General features: G+C 36.1%; 16 protein-coding genes. 10 read left to right on the top strand and 6 right to left on the bottom strand.

The window, feature by feature from the left end:
- Nucleotides 1–171 precede the first annotated feature (171 nt).
- From glmS to JG537_RS04950, 5 genes are all read left to right on the top strand, one after another.
- Complete coding sequence (glmS, locus tag JG537_RS04970; RefSeq protein ID WP_199544066.1) at nt 172–1,986, top strand: glutamine--fructose-6-phosphate transaminase (isomerizing); 1,815 nt, start codon at nt 172–174, stop codon at nt 1,984–1,986.
- A 98-nt stretch (nt 1,987–2,084) separates the two neighbouring features.
- Complete coding sequence (locus JG537_RS04965; protein ID WP_199544064.1) at nt 2,085–2,420, top strand: zinc ribbon domain-containing protein YjdM; 336 nt, start codon at nt 2,085–2,087, stop codon at nt 2,418–2,420.
- A 188-nt stretch (nt 2,421–2,608) separates the two neighbouring features.
- The gene (locus tag JG537_RS04960; protein ID WP_199544062.1) at nt 2,609–3,250 is read left to right on the top strand and encodes an amino acid ABC transporter permease; all 642 of its coding nucleotides are present in this window, start codon (nt 2,609–2,611) and stop codon (nt 3,248–3,250) included.
- Between the two features lie 11 nt (nt 3,251–3,261).
- The gene (locus JG537_RS04955; RefSeq protein ID WP_074482136.1) at nt 3,262–3,891 is read left to right on the top strand and encodes an amino acid ABC transporter ATP-binding protein; all 630 of its coding nucleotides are present in this window, start codon (nt 3,262–3,264) and stop codon (nt 3,889–3,891) included.
- A gap of 23 nt (nt 3,892–3,914) precedes the next feature.
- Nucleotides 3,915–4,757: an amino acid ABC transporter substrate-binding protein gene (locus JG537_RS04950; protein WP_199544060.1), complete on the top strand. Its 843-nt coding sequence runs from the start codon at nt 3,915–3,917 to the stop codon at nt 4,755–4,757.
- Between the two features lie 171 nt (nt 4,758–4,928).
- On the opposite strand, the gene JG537_RS04945 is transcribed toward JG537_RS04950, so the two are convergent.
- Together JG537_RS04945 and JG537_RS04940 are read right to left on the bottom strand one after the other, a co-directional pair.
- Nucleotides 4,929–6,134 (bottom strand): cation diffusion facilitator family transporter, encoded by a 1,206-nt coding sequence (locus tag JG537_RS04945; protein WP_132869867.1) that lies wholly within the window; start codon nt 6,132–6,134, stop codon nt 4,929–4,931.
- A 179-nt stretch (nt 6,135–6,313) separates the two neighbouring features.
- Nucleotides 6,314–7,645, bottom strand: a complete 1,332-nt coding sequence (locus JG537_RS04940; RefSeq protein WP_199544058.1) for an alanine/glycine:cation symporter family protein — start codon at nt 7,643–7,645, stop codon at nt 6,314–6,316.
- Nucleotides 7,646–8,022: 377 nt separating this feature from the next.
- Here JG537_RS04940 and JG537_RS04935 point away from each other — a divergent pair, with 377 nt between their 5' ends.
- The 5 genes from JG537_RS04935 to radC all read left to right on the top strand — a co-directional run bounded on the left by JG537_RS04935 (nt 8,023) and on the right by radC (nt 12,721).
- Complete coding sequence (locus tag JG537_RS04935; protein WP_199544056.1) at nt 8,023–9,486, top strand: glycoside hydrolase family 1 protein; 1,464 nt, start codon at nt 8,023–8,025, stop codon at nt 9,484–9,486.
- 62 nt (nt 9,487–9,548) lie between these two features.
- Nucleotides 9,549–10,163 carry a histidine phosphatase family protein gene (locus JG537_RS04930; protein WP_012961919.1) on the top strand — a complete coding sequence of 205 codons (615 nt, stop codon included), beginning with the start codon at nt 9,549–9,551 and terminating at the stop codon, nt 10,161–10,163.
- A 2-nt stretch (nt 10,164–10,165) separates the two neighbouring features.
- Nucleotides 10,166–10,786: a histidine phosphatase family protein gene (locus JG537_RS04925; protein ID WP_132869582.1), complete on the top strand. Its 621-nt coding sequence runs from the start codon at nt 10,166–10,168 to the stop codon at nt 10,784–10,786.
- Nucleotides 10,787–10,873: 87 nt separating this feature from the next.
- Nucleotides 10,874–11,989, top strand: coding sequence for an AI-2E family transporter (locus JG537_RS04920; RefSeq protein WP_199544055.1), 1,116 nt, complete (start codon nt 10,874–10,876; stop codon nt 11,987–11,989).
- 51 nt (nt 11,990–12,040) lie between these two features.
- On the top strand, nt 12,041–12,721 hold the full coding sequence (gene radC / locus JG537_RS04915) for a RadC family protein (protein ID WP_132869584.1): 681 nt from the start codon (nt 12,041–12,043) through the stop codon (nt 12,719–12,721).
- Between the two features lie 98 nt (nt 12,722–12,819).
- Here radC and JG537_RS04910 read toward each other — a convergent pair whose 3' ends face one another.
- The 4 genes from JG537_RS04910 to JG537_RS04895 form a co-directional block, all read right to left on the bottom strand.
- On the bottom strand, nt 12,820–13,461 hold the full coding sequence (locus JG537_RS04910; RefSeq protein WP_039696977.1) for a redox-sensing transcriptional repressor Rex: 642 nt from the start codon (nt 13,459–13,461) through the stop codon (nt 12,820–12,822).
- Between the two features lie 133 nt (nt 13,462–13,594).
- Complete coding sequence (locus JG537_RS04905; RefSeq protein WP_074482145.1) at nt 13,595–13,942, bottom strand: DUF1831 domain-containing protein; 348 nt, start codon at nt 13,940–13,942, stop codon at nt 13,595–13,597.
- Nucleotide 13,943: 1 nt separating this feature from the next.
- Complete coding sequence (locus JG537_RS04900; protein WP_199544054.1) at nt 13,944–15,059, bottom strand: cysteine desulfurase family protein; 1,116 nt, start codon at nt 15,057–15,059, stop codon at nt 13,944–13,946.
- Nucleotides 15,060–15,067: 8 nt separating this feature from the next.
- The gene (locus JG537_RS04895; RefSeq protein WP_132868764.1) at nt 15,068–16,039 is read right to left on the bottom strand and encodes a ribose-phosphate diphosphokinase; all 972 of its coding nucleotides are present in this window, start codon (nt 16,037–16,039) and stop codon (nt 15,068–15,070) included.
- Between the last annotated feature and the right edge of the window lie 50 nt (nt 16,040–16,089).

Here is a 16,089-nt window from a genome sequence, read left to right as displayed (position 1 = left end):
TATACCAATCATTAATTGGTATAGTTAAAACTATACCAATGTTTTTGTTGACAAGCTATAAGTAAAGTTATATACTGTTGCTGTAAGGTTTTAGAGAGTCTTTATTAGACTATACCAATTTTAAAAAATAAGAAAGAGATGGTAGGAATTCCCTACTAAAGGTAAAAAAATATGTGTGGTATTGTTGGTGTTGTTGGAAATAAAAACGCAACAGATATCTTGATGCAAGGTCTTGAAAAATTAGAATACCGTGGTTATGATTCAGCAGGAATTTATGTTACTGAAGGCGTTAACCAAGGTCGTTTAATTAAATCAGTCGGACGTATTGCTGACCTACGTGCTAAAATCGGAATTGATATGGCTGGTTATACAGGTATTGGTCACACACGTTGGGCAACACATGGTCAACCAACTGAATTAAATGCTCACCCACATACATCTGAAACTGGACGTTTTGTCTTAGTTCACAATGGTGTTATTGAAAATTATTTACAAATTAAAGAAACATATCTTTCAAATCACCATCTTAAAGGAGAAACTGATACTGAAATCGCAGTTCACTTAGTTGGAGAATTTGTTGAACAAGGTTTATCAGTTCTTGAAGCTTTCAAAAAGGCATTGAATATTATTGAAGGTTCATATGCTTTTGCTTTAGTGGATGTTGAAGATCCAGATACAATTTACGTTGCTAAAAATAAATCACCACTTTTGATTGGTTTGGGTGATGGCTATAATATGGTTTGTTCAGATGCCATGGCTATGATTCGTGAAACAAGTGAGTTCATGGAAATCCATGATAAAGAATTAGTTGTTTTGACAAAAGATTCTGTATCAGTAATGGATTATGAAGGCAATGCCATTGAACGTGATTCTTACACTGCTGAGCTTGATTTGTCTGATATTGGTAAAGGAACTTACCCTTACTACATGTTGAAAGAAATTGATGAACAACCAACTGTAATGCGTAAATTAATCACAGCTTATACAGATGATAACAATCAAGTGACTGTTGATCCAGAAATCATTAAAGCTGTTCAAGAAGCAGATCGTATTTACATTTTAGCTGCAGGAACATCTTACCATGCTGGTTTTGCCTCAAAATCATTCCTTGAAAAATTAACTGATACACCAGTTGAACTTGGTATTGCTTCTGAGTGGGGCTACAACATGCCACTTTTGAGTAAAAAACCACTCTTTGTGATGATTTCTCAATCTGGTGAAACTGCTGATAGCCGTCAAGTATTGGTTAAAGCAAATCAAATGGGTATTCCAAGTTTGACAATTACAAATGTTCCTGGATCAACTCTATCACGTGAAGCAACATACACAATGCTTTTACATGCTGGTCCAGAAATTGCGGTTGCTTCAACTAAAGCCTATACAGCTCAAATTGCAACATTAGCTATCCTCGCTAAAGCAGTTGGTGATGCTAATGGTAATGAAGTAGCTGCTGAATTTGACTTGGTTCATGAATTAGCAATCGTTGCACAATCAATTGAAGCAACACTTTCTGAAAAAGATAAAATTGCTGCTAAAGCAGAAGAACTTCTTAAAGAAACGCGTAATGCTTTCTACATTGGTCGTGGATCAGATTATTATGTAGCTATGGAAGCAAGCTTGAAATTGAAAGAAATTTCATATATTCAATGTGAAGGCTTTGCAGCTGGTGAATTGAAACACGGTACAATCTCATTGATTGAAGAAGGAGTACCTGTTATTGCTCTTATCTCAAGTAACCCTGTTCTTGCTTCACATACTCGTGGTAACATCCAAGAAGTTGCCGCTCGTGGTGCAAGTGTTCTTACAATTGTTGATGAAAGTCAAGCTCGCGAAGGTGATGATATTATTGTAACAACTGTACACCCATTCTTGTCATCAATTGCTATGGTAGTACCAGCTCAATTGATTGCTTATTATGCAACTCTTCAACGCGGTTTGGATGTTGATAAACCTCGTAACCTTGCGAAATCGGTTACTGTTGAATAATCTCTTGCCAAAACTTATTTTCTAAGGTAGAATGGATAATGTAACTTTTAACTTTAGGACAGTCATAAAGTTATAGCTATTTTTGATAAGGAGAAATTATGTCTTTACCAAATTGTCCAAAATGTAACTCTGAGTATGTCTACGAAGATGGATTAATGTTAGTTTGCCCAGAGTGTGCTTATGAATGGAACCCAAGTGATTCAGCTGAAGAAGAAGATGGCTTGGTTGTTCTAGATAGCAACGGTACTCGTCTTGCTGATGGAGATAGTGTTACTATCGTAAAAAACCTGAAAGTAAAAGGTGCACCAAAAGACCTTAAACAAGGAACTCGTGTGAAAAACATTCGTCTTGTAGAAGGTGATCACAATATCGATTGTAAAATCGATGGATTCGGTGCTATGAAATTAAAATCAGAGTTTGTTAAAAAACTATAATTAAGGTAACGCTATGGATTAAATATTCCATAGCGTTTTTTACTAGCTAATTGTTTTACGTAAATTTAGTTATGTTATATCGTTTTATTTTTATAAGGTCAAATGATAAAATATTCTTCATTGCTCCCAAATTGGTTTAAAATTTGATATAATACTATAATAGTAACAAATTCTTTTTAGGAGATAACATGTCATATATTTCACAAGTTCTGCCAAGCTTGTTAGATGGCGCTGCAGTAACATTGCAAGTTTTCTGTATTGTTATTGTGCTTTCCATTCCGTTTGGTGCTATCTTAGCTTTTTTAATGCAGATTAAATTTAAACCTTTGCAATGGTTGCTGACTTTATATGTATGGATTATGCGTGGTACACCATTGCTTTTACAATTAATTTTCTTCTACTATGTCTTACCAAGTGTAGGAGTAGTTATGGATCGCATGCCTGCTGCAATTTTAGCCTTTACTTTAAATTATGCGGCTTATTTTGCTGAAATTTTCCGTGGTGGGATTGCGGCTATTCCTAAGGGGCAATATGAAGCTGCAAAAGTTTTGAAATTGAACCAGTTGCAAACTATTCACTATATTATTTTGCCGCAGGTTTTCAAAATTGTTTTACCAAGTGTGTTCAACGAAATTATCAACCTTGTCAAAGATTCTTCGCTTGTTTATGTCCTTGGTGTTGGTGATTTATTACTTGCTAGTAAAACAGCAGCCAACCGTGATGCAACTTTAGCACCAATGTTTGTTGCGGGAGCTATTTACTTGCTTATGATTGGTATTGTAACTTTGATTTCAAAACAAACTGAGAAAAAATTTGATTATTATAAATAAGAGGTGACCAGATGTTAGAATTAAAAAATATTTCCAAACAGTTTGGTCAAAAGAAAATTTTTGATCATTTTAATTTAACAATTGAAGATGGTAAAATTTTGTCTCTCGTTGGACCTTCAGGTGGTGGTAAGACGACTTTACTTCGTATGTTAGCTGGTCTTGAAAAAATTGATTCAGGTGAGATTATCTACAATGGTGAAGTTGTTCCGATTGATCACTTAGAGACACTTAATTTACTTGGTTTTGTATTTCAAGATTTTCAATTGTTCCCACATTTATCAGTACTAGATAATTTGATTTTATCTCCTGTTAAAACAATGGGAATGACAAAAGAAGCTGCAAAGGAAAAGGCGCTCGGTCTTCTGAAACGTCTTGGTTTAGGAGAACATGCGGATGCCTATCCTTACTCACTATCTGGTGGTCAAAAGCAACGTGTTGCTTTAGCACGTGCGATGATGATTGATCCACAAATTATTGGTTACGATGAACCAACGTCAGCACTTGACCCTGAGTTGCGTCAAGAAGTTGAAAAGTTGATTTTACAAAACCGTGAAGCTGGAATGACTCAGATTGTAGTAACCCATGATTTGCAATTTGCAGAAACTATTTCAGATCACATTTTAAAAATTAATCCAAAATAAAAGAAAGTCTTATTAGGTGCGTTATGAAATTCAAAAAAGTTCTTTTAAGTGCTTTTGCGCTAGTTGCAACAGTTACTTTAGCTGCTTGTGGTTCATCATCTTCAAAAAAAGTTGTTAAAACTGATCAATGGGATACTTACACAAAAGATGGTAAAATCACTATTGGTTTTGATAATACTTTTGTTCCTATGGGATATGAAGATGAAGACGGAAAAAATGTTGGGTTTGATATCGATTTAGCTAATGCAGTTTTTGCAGAATATGGTATCAAAGTTAAATGGCAATCAATCAACTGGGATATGAAAGAAACTGAGTTGAACAATGGTACAATTGATCTGATTTGGAATGGTTATTCTATGACTGATGAACGTGCTGATAAAGTTCTCTTTACAAATCCTTACATGGTCAATGAACAAGTATTGGTAACTAAAAAATCATCAGGTATTACAAGCTTTGCTGGCATGAAAGGCAAAGTTCTTGGTGCTCAATCAGGTTCGTCAGGTTACGATGCTTTTAATGCTAATCCGAAAGTTTTGAAAGATATTGTATCTGGTGGAGATGCAACTCAGTATGAAACTTTCACACAAGCGCTTATTGACCTTAAAAATGATCGTATTGATGGACTCTTGATTGATAAAGTTTATGCCAACTATTACCTTGAGCAAGAAGGTGAACTGGATAACTACAATATCATTTCTAGCGAATTTGATGGCGAAGACTTTGCTGTTGGTGCTAGAAAAGCTGATAAAACATTGGTTAAGAAAATCAATCAGGCTTTCCAAAAACTTTATCAAGAAGGTAAATTCCAAGAAATCTCAAACAAATGGTTTGGTACTGATGTCGCAACTGATGCTGTTAAAAAATAATGTCTTAAAGTTCTAAGTAGAAATGCTTAGAACTTTTTATTATCTTTTAAATGTTTTTACTTGAATATCCATTTGAGAGTGTTATAATATAAAATGGTTAACCGGTTAATTAAAATAACTGATTAATTCTAAGCATCTAAAAAACCAGGAGTATTAATCCTGGTTTTGCGGTTAATCTTGAGAATTATTAATTTGTGGGGTGATTTGGTGAAAGACAAGGAACCATTTTTCCTTACGTCTCCAGATACTGGTGTGAGTTTTATCATCAAGTTTGTAAGTGATGAGTTTTGTTTTTTGGCTAATAGAAGTCATTTCAAAATCTTTAATGTTACTCATATAATGTCTTTCTCGAGCAGTCATCTCAGACTTGGTATATGATTGGCCATCTACATCTATGAGATAGAAGCTGTCTGAGATTAATTCTTCGTAATCCGGAATTTTAGCAAGGATTGTTTTTTCTGCTTTATAGAGTTTCTTGTAAACATTATCCCAAATTTCATCTTCTGGAATAGCTCCGGGTTCCACGTGAACATCAGTATCGTAAACAGAGAAATCTTTACGAAGAAGTTCTTCGATTTGTTCTGTGATCTCATGGCTTTCATAAACTGATAAGTCTGGATTCATTTCAACAACGATATCAAGATAAATATTGCTTCCGTAAGAGCGACCACGTTGAGATTTCACATTTGAGACTTTTGGAAGTTTTAGAATGGCTTCTTTGTATTTTTTAAGTTCTTTTTGATCAAAGCCATCTGACAAACTAAAGGCACTTTCCATGAAAATATCATAAGCGGTTTTTAAGATGAAATAAGTAATAACGATAGCTGCTAGCCTATCAATGATGACCAAGTTAAATGAGGCTGCTAGGATAGCCACAGAGGTACCAATAGAAGTAATAGCATCTGAAAGGTTATCTTTTGAAGCAGCTAATAATGCACTTGATTTAACACGCTTTGAGAGGCGTTTATTATGAAGGTAAACACCGTACATAATTAAAGCTGAGATGACACCGATAATAGCACCTTCAGGATCAATTGGTGTTAAACTACCTGAGATGATTTTTTGGATGGTTTGAAAGAGAACTTTAAAACCGATATAGAACATGATAAATGAAGTGATTAAACTAGATAAGTCTTCCATTTTCCAATGTCCGAAGCGGTGATCTTCATCGGCAGGTTTACTGGCTAAATGAAGTCCAATTAAAAGCACAACATTTCCGAGGATATCAGATAAGTTATTAAAACCATCAGCAATCAATGAAGATGAATTTAAAAAGTAACCAGTAATGAGCTTTAGCAAAGTAATGACAAGGTAAGCGATGATACTGACAATGGGTCCTCGTTTTGCTAAACGAAGATTTTCTTCTGGTGTTGACATAAGAAATGCCTCCTTTATTCAAATGAGGTTATAATAGTACATAAGTAAATTGTTTTAAATTAAGGCTATCTTCTATTATATCACTAAAACAAGCTGATGGGGCATTAGAATGCGCCTGAGAAGCGCTTTCTTATAAGTGATAAAGAGAGTAAAAAAGCTAGGTTAAAAACCTAGCTTTTTTATCTATGACTATCAAAATATTGTTTTGTTTCTTTAATGATAACTGGTGAAAGGGCAAGTAAGGCAATCAAGTTAGGAATTGCCATCAAACCGTTAACGATATCAGCGATAACCCAAATAGTTTCAAGGCTGATGTAACCACCTAGAGCAACCATAGCAATGAAAATGATACGGTAAACCGGAATAGCTTTCACTCCGAAAAGGAATTCAAAACAACGTTCTCCATAATAACCCCATCCAAGAATAGTTGTAAAAGCAAAGAGAATCAAGCTAAAAGTCAATGCATAGACACCGAAGTTGCCAAAAACAGTAGAGAAAGCAGACTGTGTTAACGTTGCTCCGTTAAGTTTGCTTGACCAACCACCAGTGACGATAATTGACAAACCAGTTAAAGTACAAATAATAATAGTATCAATGAAAGTACCAGTCATTGATACAAGACCTTGTTCAACTGGTTGATCAGTTTTAGCAGCGGCAGCAGCAATTGGCGCAGAACCAAGACCTGATTCATTAGAGAAGATACCACGAGCAATACCGGCTTGGATAGCTGTAATGACTGTTGCTCCAGCAAAACCACCTGTTGCAGCTTTTCCAGTAAAGGCTGATTTAATGACTAAGCCGATACTTGGAATAATTTGATCACAGTGGAAAGCAAGAATAGTGATAGTTGCTAGAATGTAAATAATTGCCATAAATGGAACAATCTTTTCAGCAACTTTTGAAATAGATTGAATACCACCGAAAATAATAATACTAACAAGAACGGCTAAAACGACACTGATAATTTTTGGTGACCAGCCAACAGTATTACTAAGTGAATCAGTAATTGAATTGACTTGTGTAAAAGTACCTGAACCAAAAAGAGCAACCATTACTCCAAAGATTGAGAAGGCGATTGCTAAAGGTTTCCAGTGTTTTCCCATCCCATTAACAATATAGTGCATTGGGCCACCAGAGATTTCACCATTAGCATCAGTTGTACGGTATTTAATTGCTAAAACACCTTCAGCGTATTTAGTAGCCATTCCGAAGAAGGCGGCCATCCACATCCAAAGAAGTGCTCCAGGTCCACCAAGCTTGATGGCTGTTGCAACCCCAACGATGTTACCTGTACCAACTGTTGCCGCAAGGGCAGTTGCGAGTGCTGCAAAACTTGAAATATCCCCTTTACCTTTCGCTTCAGACGTGAAGATAAGTTTCAAAGCCTTTGGAAGGCGAAAAACTTGCAACAAACCTAAGCGAGAAGATAAATAAATTCCTGTACCAACAAGTAGAACAAGAAGAGGTGGTCCCCAGACTAGACTGTCTAAAGACGATAGAAAATCATACATAATCAAACTCCTAAGTCAGTCATAGTACTTTAATCATTGGTTAAAGGGTAAATCATCATATGATTTTTTATCTTTTAGCCACTAAATAAGTACTACTTATTAAAATATTTTTCCCATTTTCAGAAAAAATAGAATAATTTCAACTAATTAATTATATAGAGAGAAAGGGCTTTTGTCAAATTTTCTTCTATAGAGTGGCTTAAATTTTCAAATTGTTTCAATGAGTAATTTCTTTTTTCTGAAAGCTATTTTCTAGTAAGAGAAGCTTTTTATCTAGAAATCTTATGATAGTATTGTTTTTTAAGATGATAGTGATAGAAAACACTTACAATTCAATATATAATACAAGAGTAAACTAAAATATGAGGTGATAAAATATGACAAAACAATTTCCAAAAGATTTTTTGTGGGGTGGTGCAACAGCTGCCAATCAGTTTGAAGGAGCATGGAATGTTGATGGTCGAGGACCAGCTACATCTGATACGTCACGAGCAGTAGCACCAGAAGAACGAAAATCAATGGGAAGCGAGTTTAACACACCAATGACTCGTGCTAAACTAGATGCGGCTTTGAGTGATACTGAAGGCTTGTATCCAAAACGTTGGGGATCAGATTTTTATCACCGTTATAAAGAAGACATCGCTCTTTATGCGGAAATGGGCTTTAAGACTTTCCGTATGTCAATTGCCTGGTCACGTATTTTTCCAAATGGTGATGATGCTACTCCAAATGAAGCAGGGCTAGCCTTTTATGACAAAGTTTTTGATGAGCTTAATAAATATGGCATCGAACCACTTGTGACATTGTCACATTATGAATTTCCAATTCATCTAATCACAGAATATGGCGGTTGGAAGAATCGTAAAGTGATTGATTGTTTTGTTCGCTATGCTGAAACAGTTTTTAAACGCTACAAAGATAAAGTCAAATACTGGTTGACTTTTAACGAAATCAACATTATTGGTATGACAGGTTACTTGTCTGGTGGCCTCTTATTTGACGATGGTAAATTGAACTTACAAGACATGTACCAAGCGGCACATCATCAATTTGTGGCATCAAGTTTAGCCACAAAAGTTGGTCATGAAATCAATCCTGACTTTAAAATTGGTTGTATGCTAGCGCGCATGCAAGCTTATCCAGCTACATGTAATCCTGATGATGTCATGGAAGAAATTAAAAAAGACCATGAAAATCTTTTCTTCTCTGATGTTCAAGTGCGTGGTAAATACCCTTCATACGCGAAACGTTTCTTCAAAGAAAACAATATTGAGTTAGAAATTGCTGATGGTGATCTTGAAATTCTTGAAAAATACCCTGTTGATTTCATGTCATTCTCATATTACATGAGCTCTATTGCACGTAAGCAAAAATCTGGTGAAGAGACAGCTGGAAATCTTATTCTAAGTGAACCAAATCCATATCTTGAAGCTTCAGATTGGGGTTGGCAAATTGATCCTGTTGGTCTTCGTATTACTTTGAATAACCTTTATGATCGTTACCAAGTACCACTTATGGTTGTTGAAAATGGTCTAGGTGCTCTTGATAAAGTAGAAGAAGACGGTTCAATTCACGACCAATACCGTATTGATTATCTGGAATCTCATGTCAAACAAATGTATGAAGCCATTGAAGATGGTGTTGACTTAATGGGATATACTTGGTGGGGTTGTACAGATCTTGTTTCAGCATCAACGTCTGAAATGTCAAAACGTTATGGATTTGTTTATGTCGATGCTGACGACCAAGGAAATGGGACATTCAACCGTTCACGCAAAGATTCTTTCTACTATTACAAAGATTTAATTGCAACGCGTGGTGCTAATATTTTAAATGATTAATAGTCTAAACTCAGTTGGGCTTTTTCAGCTGAGTTTATTTGCTAGGAAGGGAAATGATATAAATGGCAACAAAATTGTATTTGATGCGCCATGGCGAGACCTTATTTAATACACAAGGGCGTGTGCAGGGAGCTTGCGATTCGCCTCTAACAGATTTAGGTATTCAGCAAGCTCTTCTTGCCAAAGATTATTTTAATGAAAATAGCATTTGGTTTGATAGTGTTTATTCTTCAACGCAAGAACGAGCGACAGATACTGCTAAATTAGTATCTGGTCAATCACAAGTCACTCAATTAAAAGGCATCAAAGAGATGAACTTTGGTGAGTTTGAAGCACAGCCTGAATTTCTTTTGCCAAAATTTAGAGCAGGTGCTAATTCGTTTGAAGATTTGTTGGTGCCTTTTGGTGGCGAGGACATTGTAACAGTTGGTAAGCGGGGGTTGGACAGCATTCTTGAAGTGCTGGCAAATGATAATCATGCTGATAACATTTTAATGGTTAGCCATGGAGCAACGATGTGGGGTGTTTGTCTGCAGCTCGGTATTCAATTTCCAGAGGGAGTTGGCTTTTCAAATTGTGCTATTTGTGAGTTCCAATATCATCAAGAACAGTTAGAGTTGCAAAAATTGATTTTACCAACCAAGGCATTTAAGACTTATTCATTTGAAGGGGAGTAAAAATGATTAAAACTTTTTATGTGATGCGACATGGTCAAACGCGTTTTAATCTTCAGGGACGTATCCAAGGAGCTTGTGATTCTCCCTTGACTGAACTGGGAATTGAGCAAGCAAAGTCTGCTAGACAACATTTTAAAGAAGAGGGCATTACGTTTACACGTGTCTATTCTTCGACGCAGGAACGTGCTTGTGATACTGCTGAATTAGCAACGGGGCGTACGGATTATATTCGTTTGAAAGGACTAAAAGAAATGGATTTTGGTTCTTACGAAGCGCACCAAGAATACCTCAATCCACCTTTACACCGTGAAGATGGTTCAGGTTATCGTGATTATTTTGTGGCTTATGGTGGCGAATCCAATGTTCAAGTTTATGAACGAATGTATCAGACAATTCATGATATTGTAGAAGAAAGTAAAGAAGATGAGACTCTTTTATTTGTTAGTCACGGTGGAGCCATTACTCAATTTTATTTACACGCTACCAAAAATCCACCGGTTCCTAAAAAACGTCTCGCGAATTGTGCTATTTTTAAAATTACGGATGACGGAGAAGACATGCTTGTTCAATCAATATATGACCCAAGTTCACAAGAATATGTTTATGAACGTAAGCAAAAGTGATGACTATCAGTAAAACAGCAGACTTTTCGACATTTTAATAAAATTTGCTATAATGGGAATAACTGAATGAAGGAGAACTTATTTCCCATGAAATTTGAGAAAAAAAATGTTTATTATATAGTTCTTGCTTTTGTGATATGTTATGCTATTCAAGCTTATTGGAGTACAGGAGCATCGTTAGTTACGACAGTTATTAGGGCTAGTCAACCTTTTCTGATAGGTGCTGGTATTGCTTATATTGTCAATATCGTAATGAGTCTTTATGAGATGATTTTTACTCGTTTTATTAAAAATAAATACCTTTTAAAGGTAAAACGAGCTGTCTCAATGATTCTAGCTTACTTAACCTTTATTTTTTTGATTAGCTGGCTGTTTTCGATTGTTTTGCCGGATTTAATTGCAAGTATTAGTTTACTTTTGAAAATTGATACTAATGGTATCGCTCAGTTTATTAAGGAGCTTAATGATAACAAATTAGTTCAAGATCTTTTTGCTTATTTTGGTAATTCATCAGATGTCACATCAACTTTATCAGATTACAGCCAACAGATTTTGAATCAAGTGTTGTCAGTTTTGACAGGAATCCTCACATCTGTGAGCACTATTGCCTCAACTTTGCTTAATGTCTTTATTAGTTTAGTCTTCTCAATTTATGTTTTGGCTAGTAAAGAGCAACTGGCTCGCCAATTTAATCTTTTGATTGATTCTTATTTGGGAAGATATGCTAAAACTGTTCATTATGTCTTAGGGATTTTACACAATAGATTTCATGGTTTCTTTGTAGGACAGACTTTAGAAGCAATGATTCTTGGTAGCTTGACAGCAGGAGGAATGTGGTTATTACATTTGCCTTATGCAGCAACAATTGGGATTTTAGTTGCATTTACGGCATTAATTCCTGTTATTGGTGCTTATATCGGAGCGACCATTGGTTTTATCTTAATTGCCACACAATCCGTTTCACAAGCGTTTCTCTTTTTAGTTTACTTGATTGTTTTACAACAATTTGAAGGGAATGTCATTTATCCGCGTGTCGTTGGTGGTTCAATTGGATTACCAGGTATGTGGGTCTTAATGGCAATCACAATCGGCGGTGCTTTATGGGGTATCCTTGGAATGCTAGTCGCTGTACCTTTGGCAGCAAGTCTTTATCAAATCATTAAGGATAATGTTGCTAAGCGACAACAAAATCTTTTAGAATAATTGAATTGAAAAATACCTCTAACTTACGAATAAATAAGTGGAGGTATTTTTATGTATGCAATTGAAATGAAAACAGATGCCATGTTGCCGCGTGAGCGTTTAAGAGATTTGGGAGCAGAGCGCTTAAGTAATCAAGAACTATTGTCTATTTTATTGCGGACAGGCACCAAAACAAGACCTGTTTTAGAAGTTGCTAATGATATTTTAAAGCATATAGAGTCACTTGCTGATTTTCAGCATTTATCCTTGCAAGAACTACAAAAGATAAAAGGGATTGGTTATGTCAAATCCATTGAAATCAAAGCAATGATTGAACTAGCCAAGCGTATCAGTAAAGCAGAATACATTCAAAAAGAGCGTATTATGAGTAGTGAGCGTTTAGCAAGAAAGATGATGTTGGAGTTGAGCGACCACAAGCAAGAACATTTAGTAGCCATTTATTTAGACAGTCAAAATCGGATTATTGAACAGCGGACCATTTTTATTGGTTCAGTACGACGTTCTATAGCAGAACCTCGTGAGATTTTGTACTATGCTTGTAAGAATATGGCGACATCTATCATCATTGTTCACAATCATCCATCTGGTTCTCCGTCACCAAGTGAGAACGATTTACGTTTTACTGAGAAAATGAAGCGAGCCTGTGAGGATATTGGGTTAATTTGTTTAGATCATATTATAGTAGGGAAATACCAATATTATAGTTTTAGAGAAGAGACAGATGTGTTGTAATTTATAAGAAAAACCTGAGATATCATTTCTCAGGCAATAAAAAGTATTCTAATACTAAACAAACTTAGCTAAGCAAAAAGCAGTTGGATTTTGTTTTATTATTGGTTAGATTGACTCATAAAGTAAAGAAGTGTCTGTAATTCACTTGTTAAGTCAACATATTGAACAATCACACCTTTAGGGACATTAAGATGGACAGGAGAGAAACTTAAAATTCCTCGGATACCAGCCTCAACTAAAATATCAGCAACTTCTTGAGCTTTAGTACTTGGAACTGTTAAGATAGCAGTCTCAATGCCAGCCTCTTGTGCGTGCTCTTTGAGTGATGAGATTCCATAAACAGGAATACCATCAGAAGTTTGATGCCCAACAATTTCATTGTCATCTGTGTCAAAAGCCATAGCGATTTGCATCTTATTACGATCATGGAAGCGGTAGTGAAGTAATGCTCGTCCGATATTTCCGCAGCCTACCAACAAAACATTTGTTGTAGAGTGGTCGTTCAAAATATCAGCGAAGAAATTCATTAGTTTTTTGACATCGTAGCCAAAGCCACGTCTTCCTAGTTCACCAAAATATGAAAAATCTCGGCGGACTGTCGCAGAATCGATTCCCATAGCATCTGCAATTTGTTTTGAACTTGCTTTTTCGACATTATCTGTATTAAAACGTTTAAAAATACGATAATAAAGTGAGAGTCGCTTAGCTGTTGCTTTAGGAATAGATTTCTCAGTAGTCACAATACCATCTCCCTTTTACTTGTTACATCTATTGTAACAAAAACTTTGTGAAATTAAAAACAAATTTTACAAAATAGAGTAAAAAAACAACTCCAAGGCTAATGAGAAGTAGCTTTGGAGTTGTTTTTATTGATTAAGCTTCTTTTTTAGTGAAAATATCACGTTCAACGAGGCTGTCCATCAAGAAATAGAATTTCTCTTGAAGAATTTTATTATCTTCAGATTTGAAGATGTTAACAAAGCGAAGGCCTGACTTATCAGTGATGCTTAGTTTAAAACCTGTTAAATCTTTATTGATAGTGATTTTCAATGGGAATCCGTCACCTGAATTAGGCACTTTTTCCAATAAACGCGTTAATTCGTAATTACCGACACGATTTTGTACAAAAGTTGTGTCACGAAGCGTGTATTTTTTAATGTTATCGCTAATAGCATAGCTGTAAAGACAGTCTTTTAAAGTGATTTCTTTTTCAAATGCCATCCTATTTTCCTACAATTTCTTTTAATTTTTTAGCGAGTTCTTGAACTTCTTCAATAGTGTTAAGTTCAGAGAAGCTAACGCGAATTGATTCTGTCAAACGTGGTGAATCTTCACCATATAGGCTTGCCAAAACATGACTTGGATCAACAGTACCAGCGGTACAAGCAGAACCAGTTGAGACAGCGATACCAGCTAAGTCAAGTTGTGTTAGGAGAATACCGTTGTTTTTATTTGGAAAACCAATATTAAGCACGTGTGGCATTTTGTTTTGGCTACCGTTGATGTAATAATCTAATCCAGAAATAGCATCAAGGAATGCTTGACGCAAATCTTGGACGTGTTTGTAATTATCATCTTTATTAGCAACAGCGTCTGATAAGGCTTGTGCCGTACCAGCAATACCAATCATATTTTCAGTACTAGCTCGACGTTTTTCTTCTTGCTCTCCACCATGGAGCAAATTATCAAAGTGTTGTGGTGTTGAGTAAAGAATACCCACACCTTTTGGTCCGTGGAATTTATGAGCAGAAGCTGAAAGGAAATCAGCTTTAATCTCTTCAGGATAAACATCAATTTTCCCGATTGCTTGAACAGCATCGACATGAAAAGCAGCTTGGTGGTCTTGAAGCAGTTCACCAATTTCTTTAACAGGGAGCAAATCACCAGTTTCATTGTTAGCAAACATTGTGCTGACTAAAATCGTGTCATCACGAAGAGCGTCAGCTACTTGTTTTGCAGAAATATGATCATTTTCCGGTTTTAAATAAGTAATTTCAAAACCAAAGCGTTTTTCCAGATACTCCATTGTGTGAAGCACTGAATGGTGTTCGATGGAAGTCGTAATGATGTGTTTTCCTTTAGTTTGATTAGCGAGAGCATAGCCTTTGATGGCAGTGTTGTTACTTTCAGTAGCTCCAGAAGTAAAGATAATGCGGCGTGGGTCAGTTTTTAAAGCTGAGGCAATTGTTTGGCGGTATGAACGCAAACGATGGTTAGCGTGACGTCCAATTCCATGAATACTTGATGGGTTACCAAAATCGTTAGCCATGATTTCTGTCATTGCATCAATAACAGAAGGTGTGAGAGGGGTAGTTGCAGCATTATCGAGATATATCATATATTAAATTAATCCTTTTTAGCGTTATATGAGAACAATGGGCTGAGCGGAGTTTTTTCGTGGATACGAATAATCGCATCAGCAATCAACTTGCTTGCTGAAAGATATTTAATATTTTTTGGCAAGCGTTCGTTAGTAGCAACTGAGTCAGTTACTAAAATTTCTTTGATAGGAGCAGCATCAAGGCTTTCTGCAGCAGCGCCAGCAAATAATCCGTGGCTTGCTACGGCGTAGATTTCAGTTGCACCATTGCGTTCAACGATTTTAGCAGCTTCAGCAAATGTTTTACCTGTGTTCAAGATGTCATCGATAAGGATTGCTTTTTTACCTGCAACTTCACCGATGATGTAACCTTCTTCGCGGTGAGCATCATCTTCTGCGTAATCGATAATAGCGATTGGTGAGTCGAGAGTTTGAGCCAAGCTACGAGCACGTTTGATACCAGAGTTTTTAGGGCTGACAACAACAACGTCTTCACCTTTCAAACCAAGGTCGCAGTAGTATTTAGCAAACAATGGAACAGTAAAGAGGTTATCGACTGGGACATCAAAGAAACCTTGTACTTGAACAGCGTGAAGATCAAGTGTCAAAAGACGGTCAACTCCAGCTTTAACAAGCATGTTTGCTACAAGTTTAGCTGTGATTGGTTCACGTGATGCAGCGATGCGGTCTTGACGTGAATATCCAAAGTAAGGGATAACGACATTGACAGTGTGGGCGCTGGCACGTTTACAAGCGTCTACCATAATCAAGAGTTCCCAAAGGTTGTCATTAACAGGGTAGCTAGTTGATTGGATGATGTAGATATCATCACCACGAACTGTTTCTTCGATGTTAATCATGATTTCGCCGTCTGAAAACTTGCGTGTTGACACTTTTCCAAGAGGGACTCCAACTTCGTCCGCGATTTTTTGTGCAATCTCTACGTTAGAAGAAAGAGAAAAAAGCTTGAATTGTTTGTCGGCGTAATGTTCTGCCATGATATAAATAAACTCCTTTAAAATTAATACTTATATTTTACCAAAAAAAC

This window comes from Streptococcus vicugnae, assembly GCF_016461705.1.
Lineage (GTDB): Bacteria > Bacillota > Bacilli > Lactobacillales > Streptococcaceae > Streptococcus > Streptococcus vicugnae.
The sequence above is the reverse complement of the archived record's forward strand: the minus strand, read 5'-3'. Positions and strand labels throughout refer to the sequence as shown.

Bases quoted from the DNA above. Each gene is read 5' to 3' on its own strand.
- JG537_RS04905 (WP_074482145.1), bottom strand. From the start codon at position 13,942: ATGGCATTTGAAAAAGAAATCACTTTAAAAGACTGTCTTTACAGCTAT.
- JG537_RS04940 (WP_199544058.1), bottom strand. From the start codon at position 7,645: ATGTATGATTTTCTATCGTCTTTAGACAGTCTAGTCTGGGGACCACCT.
- JG537_RS04925 (WP_132869582.1), top strand. From the start codon at position 10,166: ATGATTAAAACTTTTTATGTGATGCGACATGGTCAAACGCGTTTTAAT.
- JG537_RS04955 (WP_074482136.1), top strand. From the start codon at position 3,262: ATGTTAGAATTAAAAAATATTTCCAAACAGTTTGGTCAAAAGAAAATT.
- JG537_RS04930 (WP_012961919.1), top strand. From the start codon at position 9,549: ATGGCAACAAAATTGTATTTGATGCGCCATGGCGAGACCTTATTTAAT.
- JG537_RS04950 (WP_199544060.1), top strand. From the start codon at position 3,915: ATGAAATTCAAAAAAGTTCTTTTAAGTGCTTTTGCGCTAGTTGCAACA.
- JG537_RS04895 (WP_132868764.1), bottom strand. From the start codon at position 16,039: ATGGCAGAACATTACGCCGACAAACAATTCAAGCTTTTTTCTCTTTCT.
- JG537_RS04900 (WP_199544054.1), bottom strand. From the start codon at position 15,059: ATGATATATCTCGATAATGCTGCAACTACCCCTCTCACACCTTCTGTT.
- JG537_RS04920 (WP_199544055.1), top strand. From the start codon at position 10,874: ATGAAATTTGAGAAAAAAAATGTTTATTATATAGTTCTTGCTTTTGTG.
- JG537_RS04965 (WP_199544064.1), top strand. From the start codon at position 2,085: ATGTCTTTACCAAATTGTCCAAAATGTAACTCTGAGTATGTCTACGAA.
- JG537_RS04935 (WP_199544056.1), top strand. From the start codon at position 8,023: ATGACAAAACAATTTCCAAAAGATTTTTTGTGGGGTGGTGCAACAGCT.
- radC (WP_132869584.1), top strand. From the start codon at position 12,041: ATGTATGCAATTGAAATGAAAACAGATGCCATGTTGCCGCGTGAGCGT.
- JG537_RS04960 (WP_199544062.1), top strand. From the start codon at position 2,609: ATGTCATATATTTCACAAGTTCTGCCAAGCTTGTTAGATGGCGCTGCA.
- glmS (WP_199544066.1), top strand. From the start codon at position 172: ATGTGTGGTATTGTTGGTGTTGTTGGAAATAAAAACGCAACAGATATC.
- JG537_RS04945 (WP_132869867.1), bottom strand. From the start codon at position 6,134: ATGTCAACACCAGAAGAAAATCTTCGTTTAGCAAAACGAGGACCCATT.